Annotated in this window: 20 protein-coding genes and 1 riboswitch; of the genes, 8 read left to right on the forward strand and 12 right to left on the reverse strand. The window is 46.8% G+C overall.

What is annotated here, in order from left to right; translation table 11 throughout:
• Positions 1–39: 39 nt before the first annotated feature.
• Together BLQ32_RS07275 and BLQ32_RS07280 are read right to left on the reverse strand one after the other, a co-directional pair.
• The gene (locus tag BLQ32_RS07275; protein WP_074509742.1) at positions 40–456 is read right to left on the reverse strand and encodes a DUF4181 domain-containing protein; all 417 of its coding nucleotides are present in this window, start codon (positions 454–456) and stop codon (positions 40–42) included.
• 170 nt (positions 457–626) lie between these two features.
• Entirely contained in the window at positions 627–836 is a 210-nt protein-coding gene (locus BLQ32_RS07280; RefSeq protein WP_074509905.1) for a TM2 domain-containing protein, read from the reverse strand.
• A gap of 145 nt (positions 837–981) precedes the next feature.
• On the opposite strand from BLQ32_RS07280, the gene BLQ32_RS07285 reads away from it, so the two are divergent.
• The 4 genes from BLQ32_RS07285 (at position 982) to BLQ32_RS07300 (ending at position 4294) form a co-directional block, all read left to right on the forward strand.
• Positions 982–1383 carry an Rrf2 family transcriptional regulator gene (locus tag BLQ32_RS07285; protein ID WP_074509744.1) on the forward strand — a complete coding sequence of 134 codons (402 nt, stop codon included), beginning with the start codon at positions 982–984 and terminating at the stop codon, positions 1381–1383.
• Positions 1384–1460: 77 nt separating this feature from the next.
• Entirely contained in the window at positions 1461–2363 is a 903-nt protein-coding gene (locus BLQ32_RS07290; RefSeq protein ID WP_074509746.1) for an NAD(P)/FAD-dependent oxidoreductase, read from the forward strand.
• A gap of 70 nt (positions 2364–2433) precedes the next feature.
• Positions 2434–3330 carry an acetamidase/formamidase family protein gene (locus BLQ32_RS07295; RefSeq protein WP_074509748.1) on the forward strand — a complete coding sequence of 299 codons (897 nt, stop codon included), beginning with the start codon at positions 2434–2436 and terminating at the stop codon, positions 3328–3330.
• 88 nt (positions 3331–3418) lie between these two features.
• A complete protein-coding gene (locus tag BLQ32_RS07300; RefSeq protein ID WP_074509750.1) occupies positions 3419–4294 on the forward strand; it encodes an AraC family transcriptional regulator in 876 nt (291 codons plus the stop codon).
• Between the two features lie 88 nt (positions 4295–4382).
• Here the strand turns inward: BLQ32_RS07300 and BLQ32_RS07305 are convergent, their stop codons facing one another.
• From BLQ32_RS07305 to BLQ32_RS07315, 3 genes are all read right to left on the reverse strand, one after another.
• Positions 4383–5363, reverse strand: coding sequence for a DUF4179 domain-containing protein (locus BLQ32_RS07305; protein WP_074509751.1), 981 nt, complete (start codon positions 5361–5363; stop codon positions 4383–4385).
• Positions 5360–5914, reverse strand: coding sequence for a sigma-70 family RNA polymerase sigma factor (locus tag BLQ32_RS07310; RefSeq protein WP_083335277.1), 555 nt, complete (start codon positions 5912–5914; stop codon positions 5360–5362). Before BLQ32_RS07310 ends, BLQ32_RS07305 begins: the two co-directional genes overlap by 4 nt.
• A 257-nt stretch (positions 5915–6171) precedes the next feature.
• Positions 6172–6909 (reverse strand): YqcI/YcgG family protein, encoded by a 738-nt coding sequence (locus BLQ32_RS07315; RefSeq protein WP_074509754.1) that lies wholly within the window; start codon positions 6907–6909, stop codon positions 6172–6174.
• A gap of 323 nt (positions 6910–7232) precedes the next feature.
• Between BLQ32_RS07315 and BLQ32_RS07320 the strand changes: the two genes are divergently transcribed.
• Together BLQ32_RS07320 and BLQ32_RS07325 are read left to right on the forward strand one after the other, a co-directional pair.
• Positions 7233–8648: a YfcC family protein gene (locus BLQ32_RS07320; protein WP_074509756.1), complete on the forward strand. Its 1416-nt coding sequence runs from the start codon at positions 7233–7235 to the stop codon at positions 8646–8648.
• 129 nt (positions 8649–8777) lie between these two features.
• The gene (locus tag BLQ32_RS07325; protein WP_074509757.1) at positions 8778–9014 is read left to right on the forward strand and encodes a hypothetical protein; all 237 of its coding nucleotides are present in this window, start codon (positions 8778–8780) and stop codon (positions 9012–9014) included.
• A 50-nt stretch (positions 9015–9064) separates the two neighbouring features.
• Here the strand turns inward: BLQ32_RS07325 and BLQ32_RS07330 are convergent, their stop codons facing one another.
• The 4 genes from BLQ32_RS07330 to BLQ32_RS07345 form a co-directional block, all read right to left on the reverse strand.
• The gene (locus BLQ32_RS07330; RefSeq protein ID WP_074509759.1) at positions 9065–9814 is read right to left on the reverse strand and encodes an amino acid ABC transporter ATP-binding protein; all 750 of its coding nucleotides are present in this window, start codon (positions 9812–9814) and stop codon (positions 9065–9067) included.
• 15 nt (positions 9815–9829) lie between these two features.
• A complete protein-coding gene (locus tag BLQ32_RS07335) occupies positions 9830–10513 on the reverse strand; it encodes an amino acid ABC transporter permease (protein ID WP_074509760.1) in 684 nt (227 codons plus the stop codon).
• 59 nt (positions 10514–10572) lie between these two features.
• Complete coding sequence (locus BLQ32_RS07340; protein WP_074509762.1) at positions 10573–11421, reverse strand: transporter substrate-binding domain-containing protein; 849 nt, start codon at positions 11419–11421, stop codon at positions 10573–10575.
• A gap of 129 nt (positions 11422–11550) precedes the next feature.
• Positions 11551–11657: riboswitch (SAM riboswitch) on the reverse strand.
• 144 nt (positions 11658–11801) lie between these two features.
• A complete protein-coding gene (locus tag BLQ32_RS07345) occupies positions 11802–12701 on the reverse strand; it encodes an oxidoreductase (protein ID WP_074509764.1) in 900 nt (299 codons plus the stop codon).
• Between the two features lie 152 nt (positions 12702–12853).
• On the opposite strand from BLQ32_RS07345, the gene BLQ32_RS07350 reads away from it, so the two are divergent.
• Positions 12854–13753: a 3-hydroxyacyl-CoA dehydrogenase gene (locus BLQ32_RS07350; RefSeq protein ID WP_074509765.1), complete on the forward strand. Its 900-nt coding sequence runs from the start codon at positions 12854–12856 to the stop codon at positions 13751–13753.
• A gap of 442 nt (positions 13754–14195) precedes the next feature.
• Positions 14196–14630, forward strand: coding sequence for an Hsp20/alpha crystallin family protein (locus tag BLQ32_RS07355; RefSeq protein WP_074509767.1), 435 nt, complete (start codon positions 14196–14198; stop codon positions 14628–14630).
• Positions 14631–14739: 109 nt separating this feature from the next.
• Here the strand turns inward: BLQ32_RS07355 and msrB are convergent, their stop codons facing one another.
• From msrB to BLQ32_RS07370, 3 genes are all read right to left on the reverse strand, one after another.
• Positions 14740–15846, reverse strand: a complete 1107-nt coding sequence (gene msrB, locus BLQ32_RS07360; RefSeq protein WP_074509907.1) for a peptide-methionine (R)-S-oxide reductase MsrB — start codon at positions 15844–15846, stop codon at positions 14740–14742.
• 20 nt (positions 15847–15866) lie between these two features.
• On the reverse strand, positions 15867–16397 hold the full coding sequence (locus BLQ32_RS07365) for a TlpA family protein disulfide reductase (protein WP_074509769.1): 531 nt from the start codon (positions 16395–16397) through the stop codon (positions 15867–15869).
• 222 nt (positions 16398–16619) lie between these two features.
• The gene (locus BLQ32_RS07370) at positions 16620–17525 is read right to left on the reverse strand and encodes an oxidoreductase (RefSeq protein WP_074509771.1); all 906 of its coding nucleotides are present in this window, start codon (positions 17523–17525) and stop codon (positions 16620–16622) included.
• Positions 17526–17667: the final 142 nt, after the last annotated feature.

Below are 17667 nucleotides of genomic sequence, written 5' to 3' on the forward strand. Positions count from 1 at the left end.
GCCCCTGTTGAGATCCATGGATTTCAACAGGGGCTTTGTTTAGGAAACGGGAGCATCTATTAAAAATTTCATCAGATCAAACCAGATAACGGCTCCAATAGCTAGAGCTAAAATGACCATTTCGCTTGCCGTCAAAATGGCTTCCTTTGGATGTTCGGAATAGCGCCATTCGAAAAATGCTTGAACGGCCATCTGCAGAACAAAAAGAATAACCATAATGCCTAGCATTAGATTGAGGGAATAATCTTCATAGATTAGCTTGTAAAAGAAAATGAGATAAACAATCATAGAACCAATCCGAATAACCCAATCAATTTTCCGATGCAGACTATTGACATGATTATAAGAAAAGAACTCTTTTCTTCCTTTTTCGATATGGAAGATTTTCCGCAATAAAACCTTGACCAGAAAAATGACTGTGAACAGTACGGCTAGACTTAATAATAACTTCCCCATGGCTGGCCCTCTCCTTCATACCTGCAATCTGCTGGAAATGCTTCTATTACAAATACGTTCCAAAAGATGGGAAGTTTCAGGAAGTGAAGGAATTCAATAAACGAATTCATGCGAGATGTCGGCATAATAAAAACCTGCAGCAACTTGTCCAGTTCCCGCAGGTGTTGGGGTTAGTATCTTCTGCCGTGTTTCGCCTGGAAATTTTCTTCTGACGACAATAAATAAGAAACACCTTCAATAAATCCAAGAATCGCAGGGATGGCTGTCCAACAGAAGGCTAAATACAAAAGACCGGTTTTGGGTTTGCCAAGATAGAATTTATGGGCTCCAAAATCACCAAGGAAAATACCGAGAAGGCCGGCTGCCAATTTGTTTTTCATGCCGTTCATCCTTTCTGCATTATTCGTATGTTTTCCCTTCTATGCAAATTGCTAATCCTGATTCATAAATCCAATCCCATTGACAGGTGCAGATTAAGGAGTTATTATAGATCCATAAAGTCTTTGAAAGGAGACGGACAGCTATATGAAATATTCTAAAGCCACAAATTACGCCCTTCATACCATGCTCCATCTGGCAGCAGCTACACCGGACAAACCAATGGGCGTGCAGCAATTGGCCCAGCAGCAAAAACTTTCACCGACATACTTGTCTAAAATCCTGACGAAGCTGGTGAAAGAAGGCATGGTGCAATCTGCTTCAGGCGCCAATGGAGGCTACTCGCTGAAAGCAAACTGGGAAAGCATTTCATTTCTTGATATCATCCACGCCATTGAAGGCAAAGCTTCGCTGTTCGACTGCGATGTCGATCACGGACCGAACTGCCTGATTCAGCAAGTAATGGTTTCGGCGGAAGAGAAAATGGAAGAAGAACTTCGAAACGTTAAAATAGCCGATTTGGCCAAAGAAATAACAGCGGCAAAATAAACCGCTGTTTCTTTTTGAACCAATTAAGGACTTAAAGAGTCTTTGAAGTCTTTTAAAAACAAAGGAGATGAGTCGAAATGAAAACAGTGGATTGTGCCATTATAGGCGGGGGAGCAGCGGGACTGAGTGCAGCGTTGGTACTTGGAAGATCGCGGAGAAAAGTGGCAGTGTTTGATGACAATACCAACCGGAACCGGGTTACGCAGGAATCCCACGGATTTCTGACTCGAGATGGCATCAAGCCTGAAGAATTCCGAACTATTGCAATTGATCAGTTAAAGCCTTACTCTTCCGTCGAACATGTCTCTAAAAAGGTATTAGCCATTGAGCGGCTGGAAAATGGTTCTTTTACAATTTCAACCGCCGGCGAAGAATTAAATGCGGAAAAAGTAATTCTGGCTACAGGCGTCCAGGAAACTTTTCCCGATATTCCAGGCATCCGGGATTATTACGGCAAAAGCCTTTACAGCTGTCCGTACTGTGACGGTTGGGAAATGAGAGACCAGCCGCTCGTGGTCATTGCCGAAATAGAAGCGCATGCTTTGCATTTAGGGAAGCTTGTCTACAACTGGTCGGAAGACCTTGTCATTGCAAGCAATGGGCACCGTTTCACAGCTGAAGCGCTGCAAGAGTTCGAGCGGAAAAATATTCGCGTCAAAAGCGGGAAAATTGCTGCTCTGGAAGGAAAAGACGGCTATTTAAAGAAACTGGTGTTTGAGGGCGGGGAAGAACTGGAGCGGACAGGCGGTTTTGTCGTGCCATCCTATTACCGGCCGAATCCTTTTGCAGAACAACTGGGTTGTGAACTCGACAGCAATGGGGCCTTGGCAATGGATCCTTTTGGGCGGACTTCTGTGCCCGGCGTTTATGCAGCCGGGGAAAACGTTACCGGCGGCCCTTCGTCGCTGATCATTGCCGCGGCAGAAGGAAGCAAGGCGGCGACCGCCGCAAACATGGAGCTGGTTCTGGAACGCTACTGATGTTGAGCCATTCCGAGCCGTAGCTAATTCCGCTATAATGATTGTTAAAAGGGAAAAAGGATGGGGACAAATGAAGCGATTTTCAACAGAACATAGAATTACAGCATTTTCAAAAAAACACGAACCGGCATATTTTGCAGAACTGGGGGAGGCAGTGGCGGTTGAAACGATGGATTGCTACGACGGACAAGTGCAAGACAGCTCTACGCTCCGCGGGGATTTTGACAGAAGCCGGCTGAATCCGGCAACCGGGCCGATTTACATTAACGGCATTCAAAAAGGAGACACCTTGTGTGTCGAAGTGCTGTCAATCGAAACGGGGGACTTCGGCATCATGATGGCTGCTCCTGGGCTCGGGCCATTGGGAGCGCATGTCACGGATTCGACGACAAAGATCCTGGCGATCCGAAATGGCCAGATAGAGTTTGCCGAATCGCTCAAGCTGCCGGTAAGGTCGATGATCGGTGTGGCCGGCGTTGCACCGGCGGAAGGGGAAATCTCGACAGCCCTTCCAGGGGAACATGGCGGAAATCTCGATACAAAAGACATCAAAGCGGGCAATAAACTGTATCTTCCGGTGTTTGCAGACGGAGCACTTGCGGCGTTCGGAGATTTGCATGCGGCAATGGGGGACGGGGAACTGAGCGGCACCGGTGTTGAAACAAGCGGGGTTATTGGGCTGCGCTTCACGAAAGCGCCTATCCTAATTGAAAACCCGCTGGTCGAAGATGCTGATTTTCTCTACTTCCTTGCCTCTGCCAAATCTTACGAAGAAGCCATCGATACGGTTTTGTACCAGACGGCGAAGCAATTGGCCGACTGGCTCCGTTTGCCGTTTGAAGACGGCTACCGTTTATTGAGCGCAGTCTGCGATTTGAGATTCAGCCAAATCGTCAATGACTTGGTGACGGTAAGAGTCGCTGTGCCAAAATCTTTATTTGCCGGTTCTTTTCCTTGGAAGCAATAAAGTAAAAGATCCGACTTTTTCCAACCCGTGCACATCGGATGAGTCGATTCGTTTCCTCGTACAATGAAAAGTGAAAGGAGGTCAGCAAATGGATATGCTAAAAGATATGAACGAAGCCTTACGCTATATTGAAGAACAGTTGGACGCGGACATTGATTTTGAGGAAGTGGCGACGATTGCTGGGGTTTCGGAATATCATTTCCGCAAATTGTTTTCGTATTTGTCCGGCATGAGCCTGAGTTCGTATATCCGAAACCGGCGATTGTCCCAGGCAGCCTTCGATCTGCATCAGGGCGGCGAGCGGGTATTGGATGTCGCCGTCAAATATGGCTACGATTCGGCGGACGGTTTCAGCCGGGCGTTTCGTGACTGGTCCGGCATGAATCCGTCGGAAGTGAAAAACAGCGACTCGTTCAAAGTATTTCCAAAGCTGACTTTCCAACTGACTGTACAGGGAGGAATCGATATGGAATACCGCATTGTGGAGAAAGCGCCTTTTAAATTAGTAGGAATCAAAAAACGCGTGCCAATCGTTTTTCAAGGAGAAAACCCGGAAATCATGAAAATGGTGCAGTCCATTACACCGGAACAGCGGGAACAGCTGCAGCAGCTGCGCAACACGGAAGTGAAAACGGTCGTCAACGCGTCGTTCAATTTTGATGAAGGGCGCAATATGGAAAAAGGGCAATTGGACCATTTGATCGGCTCCATCACAACAAAGGATCGCGATTTTGGAAATTTTGATGTAGTGGAAGTGCCGGCAGGAAGCTGGGCGGTTTTCAGTTCGGAAGGGCCGTTTCCTGAAACGCTCCAACAGACATGGGCGAAAATCTTTTCGGAATGGCTGCCTTCGTCCCATTATGAACTGGTGGACGGACCGGAAATCTCTTTTAACGACGGCTTTTCAAATCCGCAGAAAGTCTACAGCGAGATTTGGGTTCCGGTGAAAGAAATGAAGAAGTAACAGCATCAAAACCCCTTAAATCAAAAAGCCGATGTTTCTGCAGAAAGCAGAGCATCGGCTTTTTTAGGGAACAATTGATTTTGGGAGTTTATTTTATTTCTATTGATACTGAAGAAGCATCAACTGGAACGCCTTCATCTTCAAAGTTTTCAACATACGTAATGGTTGGAATGATGGTTACGGAAGAAGCTGCCGGATCCAGGGCTTCAAAGGTGAATTGTTGCCGGGACTCGCTGCCGGTTCCAAACTGCATAGGGTAAATATTTCCGAGGTCGTCTTTCAATTGCCAATCAGTCATATAGTGGTTTTCATCGATTTCGTCTTTCGACAGCGTCATCACGGTGGACAGTTTCGTTAACTTCAGTTTATCCAAAGTATAGCTGCCGCCTTCAAAGGAAATCTCTTTGCCGATAGACACCTTTTTGCTGTCAATGGCTTTGAGTTTAAACTCAAATGCCCAATCTCCAGCTACGCGCGTGCCGGTTTCCATGTCTTCGAAAGCCTCGGGTTTCCAGGAAAGGTTCAAGGTGCTGGGCGGACCGAAAAAGAAATCGGGAGCCATCGTGATCATGCCGGCATAAGTCGTATCATCGACTTTCTCCATGACGGTGGCAGAGCCTGAACCGCCGGCTCCAGACGCTTCCAGCAGGCCGCTTGTGTTAGGGAACTTACCCAGGTCTTTTTCGGTCTTCAATGCAAAACTGATGGTGACCGATGTGCCGTCGTAGACTGCTTCTTCGATGGCAACCGTCGTGCCGTTGCTTGTCTTTGCCAATCCGATCGGCTGGGCCATTTCACTGAAATGATTGAAAATCAATTCGTCGCCATCAAAATAGGAGACGATATTCTGCAAAACCGGAATCTGGGAAGCAAGTGAAGGAAAAGCGATCGTTGCCGTAGCCGCAGATGCCAGAAAAATACCGGCTGCAAGCGCCAGTTTGGCCAACCAAGGGGCTTTGCGCTTTTTGCCGAGGAGGCGTCTGTTCATCTGGTTTTTTTCAGAGCTGGAAACTTCAGCTTCCGGAAAGTCTTCAATATCGGTCATCAGCCATTTCTTCAAGTCGCTCATATGAATCGCTCCTTTCGTTCCATCAAATGCCCCAGTTTCCGCTTGCCGCGGTAGAGCCGGTTTTCGACTGCTGAGAGGGTGATGCCGAGTGCTTCTGCAATTTCATTGTTTGACAGGTCCAAATAATACCGCATCAAAAACAATTCACGGTCTGCTTCCGGCAGTTGATGGAGCCGGACAAGCATTTCCTCGCGTGATTCGTTCTTCAGGACGGCTTCTTCCGTGGAGTGCCGGTCGCCGCTTTCCACATTCTCATCGGTTAATGTTTCCCGCAGCTGCTGTTTTGTCTCCCGGCGATACCGGTCGATTGCTTTGTATTTGGCAACCATGCCAGCCCATTTGCGAAAATCGTCATCGCTGCCCTCAAACTGGTGGGCTTTTTGCCAAATCGTCAGGAATACATCGTTCAGGCATTCTTCTGCCGCCTGTTTTCCGCAGCTTTTGGCTAGAATGTGCTGGCAAATCCCTTTGAGAAAAGGCATGTATGTATCAATCATAAATGCCAGGGCTTCTTCATCCCGCCGCTTTAACCGGCCGATAAAATTCTCCACTTGAATCCCTCCCTTGCCTTGTTACTGAATACAACGAAGCCATATGAACAAACCTCGCGGACTTTTTAAAAAAATGGCGAAACAAAAGCAGAAGCCGAAATATCGGCCTCTGAAAAAGCGGGAAGTCGTGCGCTGGAATCCTGTATATTGTTGAAAAGTATAATCGACCGGCCGGTGACATACAATAGGGTTTAAAAGACATAGAAGATAAAAAGAGCAGCAGGCACCCCTTTGGGTTTCCTGCTGCTCTTTATCATTTATTTGGTCATGTCTTTATGATGGAATGGGCATTTGCCCTTGATGGGTTCACTGTCGTCTCCAATGAAAAATTGCTTCCATTCATTGTGCGTCGGGTCGCCAAAATGGCTGATGTCCGGGTGGGTTGGCAAGTGGTCCCAAGCTTCCACGCGGGAACGCACTTTGTCGCGCGACATGATGCCGCCTTTTTCGGTCCCTTTCAAGCCTTCGAAAATGCGTCGCGGCTGGAATCCGAGCACCATCGCGTTGCCAAGATGGCGTGTTTTGCGCTGTTTGTATGCCGGGGCATTGCCGAACACGAAAATCGGTTCGCCGTCGAAGGTAAAGTCCCACAGGTAATGGTCCGGATCTTTCGGCGCATCTTTCGGCCATTCGGTTTTATCGGTATCGTGCATGTATTGCAGCAGATCCCAGAATTGCTTCCGGTATTCTTCAAGAGAACCTTCCGTTTCAAAAGGCTCGACAAACACAAACAGGCCGTGGCGCTTATGCTTAGGATCTTTAAAAAGCTGAAGAAATGCCGAAACTGCTTCCGGCAGATTGCTCCAGTCGTCCTGAGTGACATAGGCGTAGCGGAGCTCACCTTTCAACTCGCCGCTCATCCCGAAATAGCAGGGGAACGTTTTATCGGTTACCGTGTTATGGAAGGTCTGGTATTCGTTAAGCAGCCATTCAGGCAAATCGCTGCGGTTTTGAAAATCTTCTTTTGTCAATAAAGCGTCAACAGTCGTCGTCAATGAAATTCCTCCAATTTGCTTCTCATTACATCTCTGTACAACATTCCCTAAATAGGGGGAATAAAACGCCCGTACGGCAAGCGAGTAAGGCATCCCATAAATAGTTTAAGCAAGTTTTTGTATAAAGTTGAATGCCATTGAAATGAAGAAGTGAGCAATAATCTGTAAATGCAAGGGTTGAATTCAGTTGTAATTTTAATTTTTATGCAAATTTTTAAATAAAAATTTATTGACTGACTTTTTTATTCATAGTAACCTTTACCATGTGTTTATTAAAAAAACAAAATTCTGTTGCAGCTACTGCATAAAAAAGGGATGAGGAAATGGCTACAGTTACAGAAATCAGTTCGAAAAAGAAGAAAAAGCGGGAAGCAATGCATCCGTTCAATATTTTGTTCATTGTGATTTTATTTATGGCGCTCTTAACTTACTTTGTACCGGCTGGAGAATATGAACGCATCACAAACGATGCCGGCCAGACGGTTGTAGTGGACGGCTCTTATACGCAAATCGATTCGAATCCAGCTGGGTTCTTGAGTATTTTTCAGGCGATACATAAAGGAATGGTGCAAAGTGCGCCGATTATTTTCTTCATCTTCATTGTAGGCGGGGCCTTTCATGTGTTTCGTGATACAAAAGCAATCGAAGGGGCATTTGCTAGCCTCTCAGAAAAGACCAAGGGCAAAGAAATGCTGATGATTCCGATTGTTATGCTGTTCTTCGGAGTCGCCGGAGCATCAATCGGCATGTTTGAAGAAGCTTTTCCCTTTGTCATGATCATGGTGCCACTCGCAATTGTGCTTGGCTATGATTCCATGGTGGGACTGGCTATGGTGTTGATCGGTGTTTCGGCAGGGTTCACGGCTGCTTTTATGAATCCTTTTACGGTTGGCGTAGCGCAAGGACTGGCTGAGCTTCCGTTATTTTCAGGAATGCTGCCGCGAATCGGCTTTTGGCTGGTGTACATGGCTGCCGCTATTATTTTTGTGATGCTGTATGCACACAGAGTCAAAAAAGATCCGAAGAAAAGCATTGTGTACGAAGAAGACCAGGCGCGCGGCATTGATCGAAGCGGCATGAACTTGGAGAAAATCACGAAGAAGCAAGTAGCGGTTCTCGGTATTTTGGGGCTCACCTTAATTGTTCTGGCGTATTCGGTTATCGAGTACAAATGGTATATCGGTGAAATTTCAGCTCTGTTCATCATCATGGCTGTCGTGATGGGCTTGGTTTATGGGATGGGATTCAATCGAATCACGAAATCCTTTGTCAAAGGCTGTGAGGAAATGGCGACCGGTGCGCTTATTGTCGGGTTGGCATATGCTGCGGTCGTGATTCTGCAGGAAAGTTTCATCATCGATACGATTCTTTATGGAATTTCCGGACTGATTTCTTCTATTCCGGCGGGCTTAAGTGCGGGGGCCATGTTTGTCACCCAAGCGCTTTTGAATATTGCCGTATCGTCGGGAAGCGGCCAGGCTGCTCTGAGCATGCCTATTATGGTGCCACTTTCGGATTTAATCGGTGTCAGCCGGCAAACGGCGGTTTTAGCATTCCAAATGGGAGATGGCATCACAAACCTGTTCTCTCCGACAAGCGGCTTGCTGTTCGCCGCACTCGCCATGGCAGGGATTCCGATTATCAAATGGTTTAAATGGGTATGGCCATTGATTTTGGTGCAGGCTATACTGAGCCTGATTTTTGTGACAGTTGCCCACTTCTTTATCTGGACGGTTTAAATGATCAATTAGACAGAACGGCTTCACAACATCGTTTGTGAAGCCGTTTTTTTCTATGGAAGAGGGGTATAACCAAATAAAGACAGCATGTTTTATTGTAAAATCTTCATTTAAAAGGAGGGAAACAATATGAAACCAGATTCTTCAAATGATCACCCATCAAATAGCGATTCAACAATGGACAAAATCACCAAGAAAGCAAAAGGCGCTTTTGGAAAAGACGACAGCCATGAAGTCGGCGTCGATGGGCCGTTCCAAAATGCACCGGACGAAGGCAAAGAAGATGTTCCAAAAGGCAATAAAGTCATTACAGACCATAAGACCGGGGAAAAGAAACATATTGAAAATACCGGGGACAAATATTAAAAAACGGATGCGGCAGCTGACTTAGCTGCCGCATCCGTTTTTTCCTGGAATCAGGCTCTTCTCAATAAGACCTTCTGCAGAAATTTCTGCGTCCGTTCCTCAGTCGGAGCTTTAAAAATGTCTTCCGGTTTCCCTTGTTCGACAATATGGCCGTCTGCGATAAAGATGACGCGGTCCGATACTTCTCGGGCAAAATCCATTTCATGCGTCACGATGACCATCGTTTGTCCTTCCAACGCCAACTCTTTGATGACGGTCAATACTTCGCCGACTAGCTCGGGGTCAAGCGCAGAAGTCGGTTCATCAAACAAAAGAAGATCCGGTTTTAAGGCAAGAATGCGGGCAATGGCGGCCCGTTGTTTCTGGCCGCCTGACAGTTGTTCCGGATACTGGTTTTTATGGTCGAGCAATCCGACTTTCTGCAGCAGCCCTTCTGCTTCGCGCAACAAGTCCTGCTTGTTCCTTTTTTGCACAACAAGCGGCGCTTCGATAATGTTTTCAATTACCGTCTTATGCGGGAATAAGTGAAAATGCTGAAACACCATGCCAGAAAATTGGCGGATGTCGATTTTTTGTTTTTTGCTTGGCGTTTTTCCAGTGAACGTGACATGGACGTCATTGATCTGGAGCGACCCGCGCGACGGAGTTTCCAAAAGGTTCAAGCAGCGGAGCAAAGTGGTTTTGCCGGAACCAGACGGCCCAATAATGCTGACGACTTCGCCTTTATTAATCTCTAAGGATATCGATTTCAGCACTTCCACGTCATCAAATTGTTTGCTTAAATTTTCAACTTTGATCATATAAACGGCCTCCTATCACGCTGCCACATAGCGGTTTGCTTTTTTCTCGAGGTAATCCTGCAACAGCGTCACCAGTGCACAGATGGCCCAGTAGATGAGTGCGACCAGGATATACAAAGTGAGGCTTTCATACGTTTGCCCGACCACCACTTTGGCGCGGTAGAACATTTCGGAAACGGTGATGACCATAGCGAGCGAAGTCCCTTTGATGATATCCATAAACGTGCTCGATAACGGCGGAAGAGCGATGCGCGTCGCTTGCGGCAAAATGATGCGGATCATCGTTTGCCAATAGTTCATCCGCAAAGTCTCGGCTGCTTCCCACTGGCCTTTTGAGACAGAAGAGATGGCAGAGCGGATAATTTCTGCAGTGTAGGCGGAAAAATGGACGCTGATGCCGATGATGGCAGCAGTCAGCGGTTCCATTTCAATGCCGACCATCGGAAAGCCGAAATACAGAATAAACAAAATGACCAATAGCGGAGTGCCCCGCATAAAGGAAATGAACAACCGGGCAGGCAGAGACAAGCCGATAAAGCGGTTCATGCGGGCAAGGGCAACGAACAGTCCCATGATCAGCGCAAAAAACATACTGACCAATGCAATCAAGATGGTCTGCCAGGCCCCTTCCAATATGAAAGGAAGGGAGTCCAGTGCAATTTCTACATTAAAAAGATATTCCCATTTAAAGTCGGCCATTGGAAAACTCCTTTGCTGATTATGTATAAAAGGGGAACCCGAAGATTCCCCAAAAATGATTACTCTTTTTCAAGCGGCTGGGTCACATCGGCACCCAAAAATTTAGTGGAGATTTCTTTTAGCGTCCCGTCAGCCAGCAACTCTTCAAGCGCAGCATCGAGTTTTTCTTTCAGCTCCGGACTGTCTTTCGGCATAACGATGGCACTGCTGCTGAAGGAGAACTTAACGCCTTCAGCCAGTTTCAAGCCGGGCTTGTCATACTGCTCAAGGGAGCGCATCAATACCAGGTAATCGTTCAGCGTCGCATCCACGCGGCCGTTGACGATTTCCGGAAGGACTGTATCGGAACCGGTATAAACAATCACTTCAGCGCCTTGTTCCTGGGCAAATTTCGAATAGTTGCTTGTAGCAGAACCGCCGACTTTTTTGCCTTTCAAATCTTCCACTGATTCAATGCCGGAGTTGTCGCTTTCGCGAACGATGGCAGAACCGTAGGAATGTTTCACTGGAATCGTGAAATCGAATTTTTCCTTGCGCTCATCTGTAATGGCAAAATCATTGGCTGCAATATCGATTTGTCCATTGCGAAGCGCCGGAAGCAACCCATCAAACTCCATTTCTTTGAATTCGACTTCCAGCCCGAGTTTCTCACCTAAAGCACGGGCAACTTCCACGTCATACCCCGTCAGTTCTTTCGTAGTTTCATCATGATATGTAATCGGATAATAAAGGCCTTCTGTCCCGACAACGATTTTGCCGGCTTCTTCGATGCGTTCCCACGCGTTTTGTTCTTTGCTTTCTGATGAAGCTGCCGCTTCATTCGATGTTTCTTTGCTGCCGCATGCGGCCAGCAAGATAGCGGCTGCCAGAACTGCCAGCAACAATAAAAGCCGTTTTGTGTTTTTCATGTCTGCACCATCCTTTTCTATTGGTTTACTTGGTTTTAAGTTAATAGAACTGTTCCAACATGGAGGCAAACAAAAAGCCTCTTCTATAAGAAGAGGCAGGCATGTGAAAACACATTGAAATTCCGGCTCTTCTTATCTCTCAAGCTAAAAGCTTGTTGGATTTGGCACAGTGCTCCGATTGCGAGCCCGCTGCCGAGGTTTCGTAGGGCCAATCCCTCCACCTCTCATGATAAGAACAAATTGCTATTAAACTATGTTGAAAACTTTACCACCGTTGCATTTAATCGTCAACACAATATTCTAAAAGAACATATACGAATGTGTTATTCCAGCTATAAGCATTATTCCTTAAAATTTTGCGAAAAGCGACAGACAAAAGATTAAGAAGTGAAGTTAAAACTTACACCAGTCAATTTTTCTGAGACTTCCCACAGCCGTTTGCTTACTTCTTCATTATGGGCTGCGGGGTGAGGAGTTTCGATAGCTGGATACCCCCGGCGCTGGCCTTTGCCATCGGGACCGATGTATTCGCCGCCCTTTAACCCAGGTTCAGTTGCTGCGTAGATGGTGGGAAGTGCACCCATCGCTGCAGGCTGGAAATAACGGTTCATCAACCCTTTGAAAATCCGTGGGGCTTCCCGTTTGCCGAACTTGAACAAATTGGTCGCAGAAATGCCCGGATGGCAGGCAATGCTGATTGTTGGCAGGCCATGCTGTTTCAATCTTTTGTCGAGTTCCTGTGCGAACATCAAATTGGCCAGCTTGCTTTGGCCGTAAAACTTCATGCCTTTATAGCCTTTTGAACCGTCGAGGTTATCAAAGTCGATGGCTGCACCGCGATGGGCCAGGCTGCTGAGTGTCACAACGCGAGACGCAGGTGCTTTTAAAAGGAGGGGCAACAAGCGGCCGGTCAATGCAAAGTGCCCAAGATGGTTGCTGGCAAACTGCAGTTCAATCCCGTCTTTCGTCTTGGTGAAGGGAGGGACCATAACCCCTGCGTTATTGATCAATAAATCCAACGAATCCATTTTGCCTTTAGCTTGCTCAGCAAAGTCCGATATGCTGTCTAGGTCTGACAAATCGAGTTTCATGACTTCGACGGAAGCACCGGGTGCTTCTTTTTTTATATGTTCCAAGGCGGTTTGCCCTTTATCCGTGTCTCGAACAGCAAGAATGACGTGTACACCTTGCCCGGCAAAAGCTTTTGCGGTTTCAAGGCCGAGTCCGCTGTTCGCTCCTGTAATGATGGCCGTCTTTTCCGTTAATCGGTTCTCTTCCAAACGATTCGCTCCTTATTTGATAAATTCATTTTTCTAAACCACTGTACCCCTATCTTGGTTTTGGTAATCCAAGTATTTATTCCACATAGTGATTAAAAGGAATGAACGAGGGAAGAGAATAGAAACACACTCAAAAAGGAGACTTGTCATTTATGGATTATCGAAAAATCACAGTTGCCGGAAGCGGTGTATTAGGAAGCCAGATTGCCTATCAGACAGCATTCAAAGGGTTTGAGGTGACGGTTTACGATATCAATGATGAAGCTCTTGAAAAAGCGAAGTATAGAATGACCAAGCTGAAAGCCAATTACAAAACGGATTTAGGCGCAACCGACGCGGAAGTCAACGGAGCTTTTGACCGTCTGACATTCAATTCGGACTTGGCACAAGCAGTAGCAGACGCGGACCTTGTCATTGAAGCGATTCCAGAAGTAGTCGATATCAAGATCGCTTTCTACAAGGAACTGGGAAAAGCGGCTCCTGAAAAAACGGTCTTTGCCACGAACTCCTCAACTCTCTTGCCGAGCCAGTTTGCAGAAGCGACCGGGCGCCCTGAAAAGTTTCTTGCTCTCCATTTTGCGAATACGATTTGGATCAACAACACAGCAGAAATCATGAAGCATTCTGGAACGGATGAAAAAGTATTCAATGATTTGATCGACTTTGCAAAAGCAATCGGCATGGTTGCACTGCCGCTTCATAAGGAACAGCCGGGCTATATTCTGAATTCATTGCTTGTGCCTTTCCTCGACGCGGCGGAATTGCTGCTGGTAAAAGAAGTGGCGGATGTCCAAACCATCGATAAAACCTGGCAGATTGCGACCGGTGCGCCGCTTGGCCCGTTTGCCATTTTAGACGTGGTCGGCATCAATACAGCCCATAACATCGTTCAGGCAAAAGCAGCAGCTACCGGCAATCCGGATTTTGAAAAGCTTGCGAATTTACTCAAGACGGAGTACATCGACCAAGGAAAACTCGGAAGATCGACAGGGGAAGGGTTCTACAAATACCCGAACCCGGCGTTCCTTGATCCGGAATTTTTAAAGAATTAATGATGAAGTGACCTGCAAAAGATGAGGTATGCACAGAACCGGCAGCTCTTGAAATTGGGAGCTGCTGGTTCTATTTGCATAAACTTAACGGACAAACGGAAGATCGTATACTATTTTAAAAGGGCGGAAAATAATTTTTCCGCACAAGCAGTTCATCCTGATTTTGTAACTGGAATTCTTTAAAAACCCTTTTCTGCCAACGGTTTTTAGCGATGTTTATCAGTTGACGAAAAAACAGTTTGGCATATAATTTTAAGTAGAAAGACCAATTATGAAGAAAGGGGAAGGATAACCGTGTGGGCCTTGAAAGTCATCTCATGGCAAGCCCAAGTGTTGGAAGGGTGGCCATAGGAACCGATTGCTCCTGAAAAAGTGAGTAGGATCTTGTGACTTTTGAAAAGCTGGCATCGGCCAAAAAATTTAACATAAGGAGAAGATTGCAATGAGCACTTTGTTTCCAAGAAAACAAACAGATTTATTCCCAAGCCTCTTTGGAAGCGGATTGGAATCAGACTTCTTTAATAAGTTTTTTGGGGAAAACGCCTATCCTCAAGTTGATATAAAAGAGAAGGCAGGCCAGTATGAGTTTATGGTCGATCTTCCAGGGTTCTCCAAAGATGAAGTCGAAGTGGAGTACAAAGACGGCTACTTGGAAATCCGCGGTGAACGTGAACAGAATTGGGAGTCCAATGACACGGAAGGGCGCTACGTACGAAAAGAACGTTCTTATGGTGCCTTTAAACGCAGCTTCTATATTGGCGAAATTGATGAAAAGCAAATTGCCGGTTCATTTGAAAAAGGAGTATTAATGCTCCAAGTGCCGAAATCCAATGAGCAGGCAAAAAAAGATAAAGGCTACCGCATTCCAATCGAATAAGGCAACGCCTCATATTCCCCTAATTTATCGGGAAACACAAAACCGGTATGCAGCTGAAAGATAGCTGCATACCGGTTTTTTTCGTGATTTAGTTAATTTTATTCTGCTTTTACAGCAGCCCTTTTAAATACCCATAGCCTTCAGCTTCCATTTCCGCTTCCGGGATGAACAGGATTGAAGCGCTATTGATGCAGTAGCGCAAGCCGCCTTTGTCTTTCGGCCCGTCATTGAAAACATGTCCCAAATGGCTGTCGCCGGAACGGCTCCGTACTTCAATGCGCACCATATTGTAGCTGGTGTCTTTATGTTCGGTTACCACATCCGGTTCAATTGGCTGGGTGAAGCTCGGCCAGCCGCATTTGGAATCGTATTTGTCGCGGGACGAGAACAGGGGCTCACCGGTTGCGACATCCACGTAAATGCCAGGCTCGTAATTGTCCCAGTATTCGTTGGAGTAGGCAGTTTCGGTGTCGTTTTTCTGTGTCACTTGGTACTGGGCATCAGTCAGTGTCGCTTTCAGTTCCTCGTCGCTCGGTTTCGGGTAAAGCGCCGGATCGATCAAAGCCGGGACTTCCTGGTCTTCGAGCGAGTCGAATTCCACATGGCAATAGCCGTTCGGATTTTTCTCCAGGTAATCCTGATGGTATTCCTCTGCCAGGTAATAATGTTCAAGCGGCTCCACTTCTGTAACAAGAGGGTCATCGTATTTCGGCGCCTCATTCGCCATCACGGCTTCAATGATTGCGCGGTCGGCTTCATCTTTGTAGTAGACGCCGGTGCGGTATTGTTCGCCGCGGTCATTTCCTTGCTGGTTCAACAGCGTCGGATCGATGATCATGAAATAATGGGACAGCAGTTTTTCAAGGTCTATGCGTTCGGGATCGTAGCGGACATGGACCGTTTCCGCATGTCCCGTATTTCTGCGGGTTACGTCTTCATAGCTTGGGTTTTCGGTATTGCCGTTGGCGTAGCCGGAAGTGACGTCATAAACGCCGAAAACACGCGCCATATAGGCTTCGACGCCCCAGAAGCAGCCGCCCGCAAGCCAAATATCTTTCAAGTTTTCTTCATCAAAAGTTAAGCCCTCATTTGGATTATCAGGAAACCGTGATTCGGATCCGGCAGCAGTGGTTTCGCCCGCATTGTTAAAGTTCGGCACAGAGCAGCCGGCCAGCAGCACAACTAAGAGCAGGAGACAGGCGTGTTTAAGTTTCATGGTTGGGTAACCGCCTTTCATTATTGGATGCTTTCGAAGGTCTCATAAATTTGGTCGTTGCTGAAATGGCCGGGAGCGCTTTTTACCATGACGCCGTCCGAACCGATATATGTGGAAGTCGGGTAGGCAAGGACTCCGTATTCATCGAAGACAGCACCTCCCTCATCCAATAGGACGGTAATATTCGATGCGTTGTCCAGTCCGCTGAACCACTTGGCGAAAGACGCACTGTCTTTTTCGGCATTTGAACTTGGCGACACGATGGTCAGCACTTCAAAATCGGGATCTTCACCAGCCAGCGTATTCAACTCTTCCATGCCGGCGAGGCAGATGGAGCACCAGGAAGCCCAGAATTTCACGTATACTTTTTTGCCGGCATACTGAGACAACTCGTGCGGATTGCCTTCCAAATCGACCAGGTCAAAAGCAGGCGCCGGTTCGCCTTTATTCACCGGTTGTGCAGAAGTGGCAGCGTTTTCAGGGTTGCTGGAACAAGCGGCCAATAAACAAATTAAAGCGGTGATCAAGAACATTTTAGAAAATGCTTTCATTGGAACCATCCTTTACTCGGGAATCTAGCGGCTGGGGAAAAGGCAATTGCGGATAGGGCAGCCATCTCTATTTACGAATATCATATAGTGGATTGGCAATAAAAGACATTGAATGGACTCAGGCTAGTGAATAAAGAACAGAGAGCCGTCCACATTTCGGACAATAGATGAAAACCGGCAGCCCATTTTTTGGAACTGCCGGTTTTATGTAAAAGGGAACCTTTATTTGTAGTTGTCAAAATCAAACTTCACACCTGTCAGCTTTTCGGAAACTTCCCAAAGTCTGTTGGCAACAGCTGCATCCAGCGCAACATCGTGCGGCGTTTCAAGCGTCGGGTAGCCTTTTCGGTAGCCTTTGCCGTCTGGTCCGATGTACTCGCCGCCTGTTAGGGAAGGGTGGACTGCGGCATAAACTGTTGCAAGAGCACCCATTTCCGGCGGATGCAAATAGAAGTTGGCGGCGTTTCTTAAAAACTTAGGCGCATCCCGTTTTCCAAGTTTGAAAATGTTGGTGGCGGAAATTCCGGGATGGCAAGCCACGCTGATGGTTTGGCAGCCATGCTCTTTTAATTTCTTATCCAGTTCGAGCGCAAACATCAGATTGGCGAGTTTGCTTTGGTTGTAAAATTTCTTGGCCTTATAGCCTTTAGAACCGTCCAAATTGTCAAAGTCGATTTTCCCGCGGTTATGGGCCAGGGAAGCAATGGTCACTACACGCGAAAAAGGCGTATTATTCAGCAGAGGCAGCAAAAGGCCGGTCAATGCAAAATGGCCAAGATGGTTGCCGCCGAACTGCAGTTCAAAGCCGTCTTTGGTTTTGGTATAGGGAGGCATCATGACACCCGCATTGTTGATCATCAAGTCGAGCGAATCATTTTCGCTCCGGAAGCGCTCGGTAAAAAAACGGATGTTGGTCAAATCGGTGAGATCCAATTGCATCAGTTCTACTTGTGCCTGCGGATGGCGGCCGATTATTTCTTGCCGTGCTGCATTTCCTTTTTGCAGATTGCGGACAGCCATCACAATCCGTGCCCCTTTGCCGGCCAAGTCTTTTGCCGCTTCCAGGCCGATGCCGCTGTTGGCACCTGTAATGATGGCGGTTTTTCCTGCCAGTAGATGTTTTTCCACAAAATCAGCTCCTGCTATTGAGTGCGAATCCTTTTCAACTTATCATGAGAACCAAATCAGAACAAATATAAAAAAATGATTTATTTCTCTCAGCGGATATTGTAAGATGAAGGTGGTATTAATCTGATAATTCTAATAATTT

It is taken from the genome of Planococcus glaciei (genome assembly GCF_900099655.1).
GTDB classification, from domain to species: Bacteria; Bacillota; Bacilli; order Bacillales_A; family Planococcaceae; genus Planococcus; species Planococcus glaciei.

Bases quoted from the DNA above. Each gene is read 5' to 3' on its own strand.
- BLQ32_RS07325 (WP_074509757.1), top strand. From the start codon at position 8,778: ATGAAACCAGATTCTTCAAATGATCACCCATCAAATAGCGATTCAACA.
- BLQ32_RS07305 (WP_074509751.1), bottom strand. From the start codon at position 5,363: ATGAGCGACTTGAAGAAATGGCTGATGACCGATATTGAAGACTTTCCG.
- msrB (WP_074509907.1), bottom strand. From the start codon at position 15,846: ATGAAACTTAAACACGCCTGTCTCCTGCTCTTAGTTGTGCTGCTGGCC.
- BLQ32_RS07290 (WP_074509746.1), top strand. From the start codon at position 1,461: ATGAAAACAGTGGATTGTGCCATTATAGGCGGGGGAGCAGCGGGACTG.
- BLQ32_RS07365 (WP_074509769.1), bottom strand. From the start codon at position 16,397: ATGAAAGCATTTTCTAAAATGTTCTTGATCACCGCTTTAATTTGTTTA.
- BLQ32_RS07280 (WP_074509905.1), bottom strand. From the start codon at position 836: ATGAAAAACAAATTGGCAGCCGGCCTTCTCGGTATTTTCCTTGGTGAT.
- BLQ32_RS07285 (WP_074509744.1), top strand. From the start codon at position 982: ATGAAATATTCTAAAGCCACAAATTACGCCCTTCATACCATGCTCCAT.
- BLQ32_RS07275 (WP_074509742.1), bottom strand. From the start codon at position 456: ATGGGGAAGTTATTATTAAGTCTAGCCGTACTGTTCACAGTCATTTTT.
- BLQ32_RS07335 (WP_074509760.1), bottom strand. From the start codon at position 10,513: ATGGCCGACTTTAAATGGGAATATCTTTTTAATGTAGAAATTGCACTG.
- BLQ32_RS07295 (WP_074509748.1), top strand. From the start codon at position 2,434: ATGAAGCGATTTTCAACAGAACATAGAATTACAGCATTTTCAAAAAAA.
- BLQ32_RS07340 (WP_074509762.1), bottom strand. From the start codon at position 11,421: ATGAAAAACACAAAACGGCTTTTATTGTTGCTGGCAGTTCTGGCAGCC.
- BLQ32_RS07300 (WP_074509750.1), top strand. From the start codon at position 3,419: ATGGATATGCTAAAAGATATGAACGAAGCCTTACGCTATATTGAAGAA.
- BLQ32_RS07355 (WP_074509767.1), top strand. From the start codon at position 14,196: ATGAGCACTTTGTTTCCAAGAAAACAAACAGATTTATTCCCAAGCCTC.
- BLQ32_RS07320 (WP_074509756.1), top strand. From the start codon at position 7,233: ATGGCTACAGTTACAGAAATCAGTTCGAAAAAGAAGAAAAAGCGGGAA.
- BLQ32_RS07330 (WP_074509759.1), bottom strand. From the start codon at position 9,814: ATGATCAAAGTTGAAAATTTAAGCAAACAATTTGATGACGTGGAAGTG.
- BLQ32_RS07350 (WP_074509765.1), top strand. From the start codon at position 12,854: ATGGATTATCGAAAAATCACAGTTGCCGGAAGCGGTGTATTAGGAAGC.